The organism is Schumannella sp. 10F1B-5-1 (assembly GCF_006517535.1).
Taxonomy (GTDB): domain Bacteria; phylum Actinomycetota; class Actinomycetes; order Actinomycetales; family Microbacteriaceae; genus Schumannella.
The window spans coordinates 382,587-394,845 of sequence record NZ_VHQH01000002.1 but is presented as its reverse complement, the minus strand read 5'-3'; the positions used below and the strand labels follow the sequence as shown (position 1 = coordinate 394,845).

Here is a 12,259-nt window from a genome sequence, read left to right as displayed (position 1 = left end):
GTTCGGGACAGACCAGAGGAGGCGACACCGATGTCGTTCACCAAGCCCCGCCTCGACGCCTTCGCCCGCGCGGTCGACGGGCGGCTGAAGTCGCGAGCCCCTGCCCCCGGCAAGACCGCGCAGCAGCGCCGCGCGAACGCCGAGGCCTTCGACCCGATCATGTGCGCCGAGCTCGGCATCGGCCCCGTCGACCTCGCGACCGAGGAGCACACCCTCGCTGTCGCCGGGCATCCGGATGCGCGCCTGCGGGTCTACTGGCCGACGACCGAGCGCCCCGCCCCGACCGCCGAGGGCGCGGCCGGCCTGCCGATCCTCGTCTACTTCTTCGGTGGCGGCTTCGAGATCGCCGGCATCGACTGGGTGTGGTGGGATGCGTCGTTCCGCGAGCGGGCCCGCGACGCCGGCGTGATCGTGGTCGCGGGCGAGTACTCGCACGCGCCGGAGCGGAAGTTCCCGACCCAGGCCGAGCAGTGCTGGACCGTCTTCGAGTGGGCGGCCGAGCACGCCCGTGAGCTCGGCGGCGACCCCGAGCGCCTGGCGATCGGCGGCGGCTCGGCCGGCGGCAACCTCGCCGCCGCGACCCTGCTGATGAATCGCGACCGGGCGAACCGGCCCGTGCGGCTGCAGCTGCTCGAGGTGCCGCTGCTCGACCTGACCGGCGCGCATCTGAAGAGTCAGCCCGGCATCCCGAGGCTCGTGTTCTGGCAGCTCGCGCGCACGCTCGTCACCCAGTATCTCGGCCGCGATCGCGCCCTGCGCCGCAACCCCTACGCCTCGCCGCTGCGGGCGGCGTCGTTCGCCGGGCTGCCGCCCGCGGTCATCTACACGGCCGAGCTCGACGCCCTGCGCGGCGACGGCGAGGCCTACGCCCGCGCCCTCAGCGAGGCCGGCGTGCCCGTCTCGTGCGTGCGCATGATCGGCCAGAACCACGGATCGGCCGGTTACCGCCGCGCGGTGCCGATGTCCGACCACCAGCACCGCGACATCGTCGCCACCTTGCGCACCCTGCACGACGATCCCGTCGCGTACCCGCAGATCGGAGCATCCCTGTGAACATCGCCGACATCGACTTCGAGCCCGGCATCCGCGTCTGGATCGACCGCATCGAGGCGCTCGCGCCGAGCCTGCCCGACCTGGCCAGCACCGATCCGGCCGTGCAGCGCGTCGCCGCCCGCGAGCTCTCCGACCTGCTCGCCGTCGACTGCACCCTGCCGATCCCCGACGGCGTCGAGCTCGACGACCTCGTGCTCGGCGGACGCCCCGCGCGCCGCTATCGCCCGGCCGGCGTCGAGGGCCCGATGCCGACCCAGCTCTGGCTGCACGGCGGCGGGTTCTTCGCGGGAACGATCGACGAGGTGCTCAACGACCGGCTCAGCGCCCGCCGCGCGCTCGACAGCGGCGTGCAGATCGTGTCGCTCGAGTACCGCCTGGCACCCGAGGCGCACTATCCGGCCCAGATCCAGGATGCGCTGGGCGCCGTCGCAGCGCTGATCGCCGACGCGGACCGGCTCGGCGTCGACACCGCGCGTCTGGGCATCGGCGGCAACTCGGCCGGCGCCGCGATCGCGGCCAGCACCGCCCTGCACGCCCGCGACGCCGGGGTCGAGCTGCGGCACGTCACGCTCGAAGTGCCGCCGACGGCGATGCCGCCCGTCGGCGACTCGGCCGTCGAGTTCGCGACCGGCTTCGGGCTCGACGGGGTCGAGCACATCATCCACCTCTACGCCGGACCCGACGGGGCCGCCGACGACTACATCGCGCCGCTCGACGTGGCCGACCTGACCGGACTGCCGCCGCACCTCATCCTCGTCGCCGAATACGACCCGCTGCGCGACTCGGGAACGCAGTACGCCGACCGGCTCGCCGCCGCCGGGGTGCCGACCGAGGTCTACTTCGGCGCCGGGCACCTGCACGGCAGCCCGGGGCAGACGGGGGTCTCGCCGGCGGCCGTCGAGTTCCAGCGCGAGCACTCGCAGCGGCTGCGCGCCGCGTACCGCGTGGGCTGAGCGCCCACACCCTCACCCGCACCGACCCCGCACCGACCAGGAGACGACGATGTCCCACACGATGCTCGACCCGCTCGACCCGACCAGCAGCGGCGCCACCGACGCCATCCCCGCCGACACCTCCCCCGGTGACGTCGCCCCCGACGAGATCCCGGGCTCGCCGCAGCCGCGGGTGTTCCTGCCGTTCTTCGTGCTCGCCTGGTTCGGGCTGAGCCTGGCGCTGAGCATCATCGGCGGCGGGTCGATCCCGAAGGTGTTCGCGTTCCTCGACGACGCGACGAAGGGCGTGAACCTGTCGATCGTCGCGGCGGTCGGCGGGGTCGTCGTGATCGTGATCACCCCGCTGTTCGGGCGGCTGAGCGACCGCACGATGTCGCGGCTCGGGATGCGCCGGCCCTGGATCCTCGGCGGTGCACTCGCCGGGCTGGTCGGCGTGGGCGTGCTCGCCGTGTCGACCACGCTGTGGCAGGTGATCGTGGGCTGGGCGATCGTGCAGGCCGGCTTCGGCGCGACCAACGCCGCGGTGCACGCGCTGCTCGCCGACCAGATCCCGATGCGCATCCGGGCCCGGGTGTCGGCGGCGGCGAGCGCCGCGAACGCGCTCGCCCTCATCACCGGCGCGCTGATGATCGCGGCGCTGCCGAACGACGCGCAGTGGAGCTGGTTCGTCGTGCCCGGCGTGATCGGCGCGGTGCTCAGCGGGCTGCTGTTCTTCGGCCTGCGCGACATCGTGCGCACCGAGCGTGCGGCGCCGTGGAGCTGGCGCGACGTGCTGTCGACCTACTGGCTGAACCCGGTGCGCTACCGCGACTTCTTCTGGGCGTGGGCGTGCCGGCTGCTCGTGACGATGTCGATCTTCACGGTCACGACCTACCTGCTCTTCTACATCATCGACCGGATGGGCGTGCCCAAGGAGCTCGCGTCGGGCACCTTCGCGACCGGCATCATCTGCTTCACGGCGGCCAGCATCCTGACCACCCTCGTCTTCGGCTGGATCTCGGACCGCACCGGACGCCGCAAGGCGATCGTCTGGGTGTCGGCGCTGCTGTCGGCCGCCGGACTCGCGGTGGCCGTGTTCGCGCCCGACCTGACGACGCTGCTGATCGCGCTCACGCTGGTCGGCGCGGCGCAGGGCGCGTTCGTGTCGGTGGACATCGCGATGATGACCGAGGTGCTGCCCACCTTCACCGAGGCGGGCAAGGATCTCGGCATCGTCTCGCTGTCGTACCAGGTGCCGCAGGTGCTCGTGCCGGTGCTCGCCATCCCGCTGCTCGCCATCGGCGGCGGGGGCGAGAACTACACGGCGCTGTTCATCGCGGCGATCGTCTGCGGTGTGCTCGGCGGGCTCGCGGTGCTGCCGATCCGCGGGGTGAAGTAGGGGCGCGCTCGGCGGGTTCGCGGGGCGGCTCGCCGTCAGACGCGCAGCGGACTGAGCAGCAGCCGGACGCCGAACGCGGCGAACACGACCGCCACCGCCGCCTCCACGATCCGGGTCGCCCGTCGATACAGACGCGCGATCGGAGCGAGCGAGAACAGCAGCGCGTAGGCGCCGAAGATCAGGATGCCGCAGACCTCGCAGCAGGCGACGATCAGCACCGGCATCCACGGCTCGGCGCCGGGGTGCAGGCCGATCGACATCGTCGCGGCCCAGACCAGGATGCCCTTCGGGTTGGTGAGGTGGAGGAGGTAGCCGCGGTGCAGCTGGACGAAGTTGGACACCGGGGGTTCGGCGGGGGCCGGATGGTCGGGTCGCGCGCCGCGGCCTTGGCTCCGGCTCCGGTCCCGGCTCCGGATCGCGGAGATCGCGCTCTTCGCCGCGAGGTACAGCAGGTACGCGCCGCCGAGCACCTTGAGCACGGTGAGCGCCTCGGCGAAGCTCGTGAGCAGCGCGGTGATGCCGGTGGCGGCGAGGATCGCCCAGGTGAGTCCGCCGAGCAGAACCCCGGCCGCGAACGTCAACGCCGGCCGGCGTCCGTCGCGCGCGGCGACGGTCATGATCGACATGTTCGCGGGCCCCGGGCTGGCGGTGCCGATCGCATACGTCAGCAGCACCGGCACAAGCGTCGCGGCGATCATCGGCACCTCCGTCACTCGATCGTGCTCGCGACACTAGAGAGCGAGTGGATGCGCGCGACAGAGCCGGTCGGAGGGCCGTGGCCCGGTCGCCCAGCCGGGTCGAGTCGGCACCGTTTCAGACGTGGCCATTTGGTGTCCAAACGGACCGCAATCGATCACGACGACGCGGGCGAACAGGCGCAGGAAGCCTGGAACTAATGAGAAGTAGCGAGGGCGGGACTCGAACCCGCGACACCACGATTATGAGCCGTGTGCTCTAACCACCTGAGCTACCCCGCCGGGGTCTGCCGACGCGAGCAGTGGAGTGCAGCGCCGGTAGACGGAGCCCCGAGTCAGGATTGAACTGACGACCCCTTCCTTACCATGGAAGTGCTCTACCACTGAGCTATCGGGGCGCGCACTCGAGGCCTGATGGCCGCGGGCACCAGAGCACTCTAGCATCGCGCGCGGCCCGTTTCGAACCGGGATGCGCACCCCCGAGCGAGGGCGGAGCCCACCCGCGATGACGGCGGGATGACCGGCAGATGTCGGCATCCTGTGCGCTCGCCCAGGGTCGACGTCCAGGGGTTGCCGGGCTCCCGCCCAACTAGTTAGACAGACTAGTAATACGGCGTCGAGCAATCGGGAGGCTCAACATGAAGACCACGCAGACCACGGAGACGATCGACGCTCGGAACGACGCAGGCCGCACCGCCGAGGTCATCGCCCACCCGGCCACGGTGCCCGTCGACATCCCCGCCCACCCCTCGCTCGGCGCGGCCGGCGACACCGTCGTCACGCCGATCAGCGCGACCATCTACCAGGTGTCGCGCGGCGATCGCATCCTCGGCTTCGTCGAGGGCGCCGGCGCCCTGTGGGTCGCGCTGCAGGGCTCGGTCTACGCGTGGTCGGTCGAGGTCGGCCAGTTCCACGCGCTCGGGCCGGCCATGCGCGAGCTCGCCGAGGCGAGCGACGACATCCCCGACAACGTGTCGTCGATCCGCCGCGCCGGCTGATTCGCGGGCGCTGCGATCGGGCATTCTGCGTCACTCGAGACCCGCTCGGGATGCGCATCCCGAGCGTCACGGACGCCCCGCGCCACTGCCTCGTTCCGCGCGCTTCTCCACAACCCTCAACTCTGCACATCCACGCCTTCCGCACTCCCGAGCCGGCCGCCCCGCCGGTAGCGTGAAGCGCACGGAATCGCACCACCTCTTCGAGCCCCACACCACAGCGGAAGGCCCTCATGCAGGTCTGGCCCGGCACCCCTTACCCCCTGGGTGCGACCTTCGACGGAAGCGGCACCAACTTCGCGATCTACAGCGAAGCGGCCGACAGGATCGAGCTCTGCCTCATCGACGCCGACGGCGGTGAGGAGCGCGTCGAGCTGACCGAGGTGGATGCCTACGTCTGGCACGCCTACCTGCCCACGGTGCAGCCGGGGCAGCGCTACGGCTACCGCGTCCACGGCGAGTGGGATCCCGAGAAGGGCCTGCGCGCGAACCCGACCAAGCTGCTGCTCGACCCCTACGCCAAGGCGACCTGCGGCGACATCGCCTGGGGCCAGCCGATGTTCTCGTACACCTTCGGCGAGCCGGAGAAGCGCAACGACGAGGACTCCGGGCCCAGCATGATGCTCGGCGTCGTCGTCAACCCCTTCTTCGACTGGACCGGCGACCGGCGACCCCGCCGCCCCTACGCCGAGAGCGTCATCTACGAAGCCCACGTCAAGGGCCTCACCGCCCTGCACCCGGCCGTGCCGGAAGAGCAGCGCGGCACCTACAGCGGGGTCGCGCATCCCGCCGTCATCGACCACCTGAAGCGCATCGGCGCGACCGCGATCGAGCTGATGCCCGTGCACCAGTTCGTCAACGACGACACCCTGCAGCAGAAGGGGCTCAGCAACTACTGGGGCTACAACACGATCGGCTTCTTCGCGCCGCACGCCGGCTACAGCTCGTCGGGCGACCTCGGCCAGCAGGTGCAGGAGTTCAAGGGGATGGTGCGCTCGCTGCACGAGGCGGGCATCGAGGTGATCCTCGACGTGGTCTACAACCACACCGCCGAGGGCAATCACCAGGGCCCCACGATCTCGATGCGCGGCATCGACAACCCCGCCTACTACCGCCTCGTCGAAGACGACCCGCAGTACTACATGGACTACACGGGCACCGGCAACAGCCTCAACGTCGGCAACCCGCACACACTGCAGCTGATCATGGACTCGCTGCGCTACTGGGTGACCGAGATGCACGTCGACGGCTTCCGCTTCGACCTGGCCGCGACCCTCGCCCGCGAGTTCTACGAGGTCGACCGCCTGTCGGCGTTCTTCGAGCTCGTGCAGCAGGACCCGATCGTGTCGCAGGTGAAGCTGATCGCCGAGCCCTGGGATGTCGGCCCCGGCGGATACCAGGTGGGCAACTTCCCCCCGCAGTGGACCGAGTGGAACGGCAAGTACCGCGACACGGTGCGCGACTTCTGGCGCGGCGAGCCCGCCACGCTGGGCGAGTTCGCCTCGCGCATCACCGGCTCCGCCGACCTCTACCAGCAGGATGGGCGGCGCCCGGTCGCCAGCATCAACTTCCACACCGCGCACGACGGCTTCACCCTGCGCGACCTGGTCAGCTACAACGGCAAGCACAACGACGCCAACGGCGAAGACGGGCGCGACGGCGAGAGCGACAACCGCTCCTGGAACTGCGGCGTCGAGGGCCCCACCGAGGATGCGACCGTGCTGGCGCTGCGCTCGCGGCAGCAGCGCAACTTCCTCGCCACCCTCCTGCTCGCCCAGGGCGTGCCGATGATCGCCCACGGCGACGAGCTCGGGCGCACGCAAGACGGCAACAACAACGTCTACGCGCAGGACAGCGAGCTCAGCTGGGTGCACTGGGACGACGCCGACGAGCCCCTGATCGAGTTCACGGCGGCCCTCGCGCGACTGCGGCGCGAGCATCCCACCTTCCGGCGCAGCCGCTTCTTCGACGGGCGTCCGGTGCGCCGCGGCGAAGGCGAGCGCCTGCCCGACGTCGAGTGGCTGAAGCCCGACGGCACCGTCATGGCGCCCGAGGACTGGTCGGCCGGCTTCGGTCGAACGATCGGCGTCTTCCTCAACGGCCAGGGCATCCGCGGCGTCGACCAGCGCGGGCAGCGCATCACCGACGACAGCTTCCTCGTCTACTTCTCGGCCCACACCGAGCCCGTCACGATCACGATCCCCGGCGACGAGGCGGGCGCCTGGGATGTCGTGGTCGACACCGCCGGGCACGAGGGCTGGGTCGACCGGGGCGTGCTGCGCGCCGGCGACACCTTCGACCTCGGCGCCCACGCCCTCGTCGTGCTGCAGGAGCACGAAGACGAGCCTGCCGCCGACGACTCGGTCAGCGCGTCCCTGTCGAGCCGCTCGGCCCAGCGTGAGAACGCGTCGCGCGGATCGGCCGCCGTCGGCACGACCTCGGTCGACTCGGCCGCGGCGAGCGCGGAGGAGGTGGCGGAGGAGTCGGCGCAGACGACGGGAGCGGATGCGAGCGAGGCTACGGCTGAGACGGACGACGCCGACACCGGCGCCGCGCCCGACGTCGACGCACTCGACACCGGCGCCGCGCCCGACGTCGACGCACTCGACACCGATGCCGACACCGCCGAGGAGGCGTCGAAAAAATGAGCCGGATCCCCGCATCCACGTACCGACTCCAGATCTCGCCGGAGTTCACGCTCGCGGATGCGGCCGAGCTCGCCGGCTATCTGCGCGACCTCGGCGCCGACTGGTTCTACCTGTCTCCGCTGCTCGCCTCGACGTCCGGCTCGATGCACGGCTACGACGTCGTCGACCATTCGATCGTGGATGCGTCGCGCGGCGGCGCTGAGGGGCTCGACGCCCTCGCGGCGACCGCCCGCGACCACGGACTCGGCGTGCTCGTCGACATCGTGCCGAACCACGTCGGGGTGTCGAAGCCGGTTGAGAGCGTGTGGTGGTGGGACGTGCTGACGCACGGCCGCGACTCGGCGTTCGCCGGCCACTTCGACATCGACTGGGAGGCCGGCGACGGCAAGCTGCGCATCCCGGTGCTCGGCGAGACCCTCGAGGAGGCGGCCGCGTCGGGCGCGCTGCGGATCGAGGGCGGGGCCGAGGGATCGAACGAGTCGACGCCCGAGCTGCGCTACTGGGACCACCGCTTCCCGCTCGCGCCGAGCAGCCTCGACGGAGCGGCCGGGCTCGACGCGGGCGCCCTCGATGCCGATGCACTGCTCGCGATCGTCGCCCGCCAGAACTACGAGCTCATGGACTGGCGCCGCGCCGACACCGACCTCAACTACCGGCGCTTCTTCGCCGTCAACGAGCTCGCCGCCCTGACGGTCGAGAACCGCCAGGTGTTCGACGACTCGCACGTCGAGATCGTGCGCTGGGTGCGCGAGGGGCTCGTCGACGGCATCCGGGTCGATCATCCCGACGGCCTGCGCGATCCCGGCGGCTACCTCGACGACCTCGCCGCCGCGACCGACGACACCTACGTGCTGGTCGAGAAGATCCTCAAGCACGGCGAGAGCCTGCCGCCGTTCTGGAAGGCCGCCGGCACGACCGGCTACGACGCCCTCGCCGAGATCGACCGCGTGCTCGTCGACCCGGCCGGCCGGGTGGCGCTCGACAAGCTGGATGCGTCGCTGCGGCGCGGCGGCAGCGTCGCCTGGGCCGACCTCATCCACGCCACCAAGCGCGGCATCGCCGATGGCATCCTCGGCTCGGAGGTGCGGCGGCTCGTGCGCGAGCACCTCGCCGAGCGCGGGGCCGGTGCCGGAGCCGGCCCCGACGGCGCGCCCGGCGCCGAGCCCGAGCAGCTGGTGGATGCGATGGCCGAGCTGCTGGCCTGCTTCCCCGTCTACCGCAGCTACCTGCCCTTCGGCGCCGAGCACCTCGACGAGGCCGCCGAGGCGGCGCTCGTGCGGCGCCCCGACCTCGCGGCGCCGATCCACGAGCTGCACGCGGCGCTCGGCGACCCCGCGCATCCCGTCGCCCTGCGCTTCCAGCAGACCTCGGGCATGGTCATGGCGAAGGGCGTCGAAGACACCGCGTTCTACCGCACCTCGCGGCTCGCGTCGCTGACCGAGGTCGGCGCCGATCCGAGCGAGTTCTCGATCGGGGTCGACGAATTCCACGGGCGGCAGCAGACGCGCCTCGCGACCTTCCCGGCATCCATGACGACGCTGTCGACGCATGACACGAAGCGCGGCGAGGACACCCGCGCGCGCATCACCGTGATCAGCGAGATCCCGGATGAGTGGGCCGCGTTCATCGCGCGCCGCCGCGAACGGCGGGCGCTCGGCGACGGCGCGCTCGAGAACCTGCTCTGGGAGTCGATCGTCGGCGCGTGGCCCCGCGAGCGCGAGGCGCTGCACGGCTACGCCGAGAAGGCGGCCCGCGAGTCGGGCGTCTCGACCAGCTGGAACGACCCCGACGAGACCTTCGAGTCGCGACTGCACGCCCTGATCGACGACCTCTTCGACGACGCGGCCGTCGCCGCCGATGTCGAGCAGATCGTCGAGCGGATGCGCGTCGCCGGCTACGCGAACGGGCTCGCCGCCAAGCTCATCCAGCTGACCGCGCCGGGCGTGCCCGACGTCTATCAGGGCAGCGAGGGCTGGGAGCGCTCGCTCGTGGATCCGGACAACCGGCGTCCGGTCGACTTCGGCGAGCGCCGCGCGCAGCTCGCCGCGATCGACGCCGGGGCCCTGCCGCTGGTCGACGAGAGCGGCGCCGCCAAGTTGCTCGTCGTCTCGCGCGCGCTGCGGCTGCGGCGCGACCGCCCCGAGCTGTTCGAGCGCTACACCGCGCTGCCCGCGCTCGGCACGGCCGCCGCGCACGTCGTCGGCTTCGACCGGGGCGGTGCGATCACGATCGCGACGCGGCTTCCGCTCGGGCTGGATGCCGCGGGCGGCTGGGGCGATACGACGGTGATCGTCGAGAACTCGACCTTCGTCGACGTGCTGACCGGGCGCATCGTCCCGGGCGGCGAGCTCGCGGTCGCCGAGCTGCTCGACACCTATCCCGTCGCGCTGCTCACCCGACTCGAGGAGGACTGAGATGCCCGAGATCGATGGCGAGAGCGGCACGATTGACGGGTTCCGCCCGCGGGTCTGGGCGCCGATCCCCGAGCGCGTTCGGCTGCACCTCGACGGCGCGGACGCCGGCGACCTCGAGCGCGAGGGCCCGAGCAGCGAGGGCGACGGCTGGTGGGCCTGGACCGGCGCCCCGCTCCCGGTCGGCGCCCGCTACGGCTTCCTGCTCGACGACGACACGACGCCGCTGCCCGATCCGCGGGGGCGGCGGCTTCCGGACGGCGTGCACGGCACGAGCGAGGTCGTGGATGCGCATCCCCTCGCCGGCGCCGCGGGCGGCAGCCCCGCCGGCGCTGGCCCCGATGGACACCCCTGGCACGGTCGCGCCCTCGCCGGCGGCGTGATCTACGAGCTCCACATCGGCACCTACACGCCCGAGGGCACGCTCGACGCGGCGATCGAGCGACTCGACCACCTCGTCGAGCTCGGCATCGACTTCGTCGAGCTGCTGCCGGTCAACGGCGTCAACGGCACGCACAACTGGGGCTACGACGGCGTCGCCTGGTACACGGTGCACGAGGCGATCGGCGGGCCCGAAGGCTACCGCCGCTTCGTCGCGGCGGCGCACGAACGCGGGCTCGCCGTCATCCAGGACGTCGTCTACAACCATCTCGGCCCGAGCGGCAACTACCTGCCGCGCTTCGGCCCGTATCTGCGCACCGGCTCGCGCAACACCTGGGGCGACTCGGTCAACCTCGACGAGCAGGCCGTGCGCGACTACATCCTCGACAACGTGCGCCTCTGGATCGCCGAGTACGGCGTCGACGGGCTGCGACTGGATGCGGTGCACGCGCTGCTCGACGAGCGCGAGCCGCACATCCTCGCCGAGATCGGGGCGATCGGCGACGAGCTCTCGGCCTCGCTCGGCCGCCCGATCACGCTCATCGCCGAGTCGGATCTCAACGACCCGGTCATGTTCACGGCGCGGGATGCGGGCTCTAGCGACTCCGCGTCGGGCGACGCTTCGGCGGGCGGCGCTTCGGCAGGCGGGGAGACCGGTACAGCCGCGCCGTCCGGCTACGGCCTCACCGCCCAGTGGAGCGACGACTACCACCACGCCGTGCACGTCGCGCTGACCGGCGAGACCGACGGCTACTACGCCGACTTCGCCCCGCTCGGCGCGCTCGCGAAGGCCGCGTCGCGCGGCTTCTTCCACGACGGCACCTTCTCGTCGTTCCGCGACCGCGAGCACGGCAAGCCGATCCCCAGCGACGCCCCGACCTCGGCGCTCGTGACCTTCGCGCAAGACCACGACCAGATCGGCAACCGCGCCGCCGGCGACCGGCTCACCGCATCCCTCACCCCGCGCCGCCTCGCCGTCGCGGCCGTGCTGAACCTGCTCTCGCCGTTCACGCCGATGCTGTTCATGGGCGAGGAGTGGGGCGCGACGACGCCCTGGCAGTTCTTCACCTCGCACCCCGAGCCCGAACTCGGCCGCGCGACCGCTGAGGGGCGCATCGCCGAATTCGAGCGGATGGGGTGGGACCCCGACGTCGTGCCCGACCCGCAGGACCCCGCGACGTTCGCGAACTCGAAGCTCGACTGGAGCGAGCGGGATGCGCCGCAGCACCGCGACCTGTTGGAGCTGCACCGCGAGCTCATCCGCCTGCGGCACGAGCTGCCCGAGTTCGGGTCGACGACATTCGACGAGCTGTCGGCCACGGTCGACGAGCAGGCGCGCACGCTCGCGGTGCGCATCCGGGGTCTCGTCGTCGCGGTGAACCTCGGCCTCGGCGACTACTCGCTGCCGGCCGATGAGCTGCTGTTCCGCACGAGCGACGACGTCGTCTCGCCCGCCGAGGGCGTCATCACGCTGCCGCCCGACTCGGCCGCGCTCCTGTGCCTGACGCTCTAGGCACGGTGGGGAGGACCGCGCGTCCCGGCGAGGCCGCGGGGCGTTGCAACTCCGCGCGCCGCCGCCCACCCCGACGCAGGGCCCACACGTGAGCGTCGCGCTCGACGGTGGCCACAGACGCGCGCCCGCGACGGCGAGTCGCGAGCATTGCTGGCCGCACTCGCCACATCTCGCGACACGGGTGGCCACAGACGCACGTCCCGACCCGCGTGTCGTGGGCATTCGTGGCCAC

Annotated in this window: 8 protein-coding genes and 2 tRNA genes; 7 read left to right on the top strand and 3 right to left on the bottom strand. The window is 71.8% G+C overall.

From position 1 onward, the window contains the following. Positions 1 to 30 precede the first annotated feature (30 nt). The 3 genes from FJ658_RS03310 to FJ658_RS03300 are packed head-to-tail and all read left to right on the top strand — an operon-like array spanning position 31 to position 3,384. Positions 31 to 1,053 carry an alpha/beta hydrolase gene (locus FJ658_RS03310; RefSeq protein ID WP_255447526.1) on the top strand — a complete coding sequence of 341 codons (1,023 nt, stop codon included), beginning with the start codon at positions 31 to 33 and terminating at the stop codon, positions 1,051 to 1,053. Beyond that, a complete protein-coding gene (locus tag FJ658_RS03305; RefSeq protein ID WP_141143937.1) occupies positions 1,050 to 2,006 on the top strand; it encodes an alpha/beta hydrolase fold domain-containing protein in 957 nt (318 codons plus the stop codon). The genes FJ658_RS03310 and FJ658_RS03305 overlap by 4 nt, the downstream gene beginning before the upstream one ends. Positions 2,007 to 2,055: 49 nt before the next feature. Further along, positions 2,056 to 3,384: an MFS transporter gene (locus tag FJ658_RS03300; RefSeq protein WP_141143936.1), complete on the top strand. Its 1,329-nt coding sequence runs from the start codon at positions 2,056 to 2,058 to the stop codon at positions 3,382 to 3,384. A 35-nt stretch (positions 3,385 to 3,419) separates the two neighbouring features. Here the strand turns inward: FJ658_RS03300 and FJ658_RS03295 are convergent, their stop codons facing one another. The 3 genes from FJ658_RS03295 to FJ658_RS03285 form a co-directional block, all read right to left on the bottom strand. After that, positions 3,420 to 4,082, bottom strand: coding sequence for a LysE family translocator (locus FJ658_RS03295; RefSeq protein WP_141143935.1), 663 nt, complete (start codon positions 4,080 to 4,082; stop codon positions 3,420 to 3,422). A 205-nt stretch (positions 4,083 to 4,287) separates the two neighbouring features. After that, positions 4,288 to 4,361: transfer RNA gene (locus tag FJ658_RS03290), tRNA-Met, on the bottom strand. A 44-nt stretch (positions 4,362 to 4,405) separates the two neighbouring features. Continuing rightward, a tRNA-Thr gene (locus tag FJ658_RS03285) sits at positions 4,406 to 4,477 on the bottom strand. A gap of 240 nt (positions 4,478 to 4,717) precedes the next feature. Here FJ658_RS03285 and FJ658_RS03280 point away from each other — a divergent pair. The 4 genes from FJ658_RS03280 (at position 4,718) to treZ (ending at position 12,027) form a co-directional block, all read left to right on the top strand. Further along, positions 4,718 to 5,077 (top strand): hypothetical protein, encoded by a 360-nt coding sequence (locus tag FJ658_RS03280; RefSeq protein ID WP_141143934.1) that lies wholly within the window; start codon positions 4,718 to 4,720, stop codon positions 5,075 to 5,077. A gap of 230 nt (positions 5,078 to 5,307) precedes the next feature. Beyond that, on the top strand, positions 5,308 to 7,722 hold the full coding sequence (glgX, locus tag FJ658_RS03275) for a glycogen debranching protein GlgX (RefSeq protein ID WP_141143933.1): 2,415 nt from the start codon (positions 5,308 to 5,310) through the stop codon (positions 7,720 to 7,722). After that, complete coding sequence (gene treY / locus FJ658_RS03270; protein ID WP_141143932.1) at positions 7,719 to 10,136, top strand: malto-oligosyltrehalose synthase; 2,418 nt, start codon at positions 7,719 to 7,721, stop codon at positions 10,134 to 10,136. Before glgX ends, treY begins: the two co-directional genes overlap by 4 nt. A gap of 1 nt (position 10,137) precedes the next feature. Then, on the top strand, positions 10,138 to 12,027 hold the full coding sequence (treZ, locus tag FJ658_RS03265; RefSeq protein WP_141143931.1) for a malto-oligosyltrehalose trehalohydrolase: 1,890 nt from the start codon (positions 10,138 to 10,140) through the stop codon (positions 12,025 to 12,027). The last annotated feature ends 232 nt before the right edge of the window (positions 12,028 to 12,259 follow it).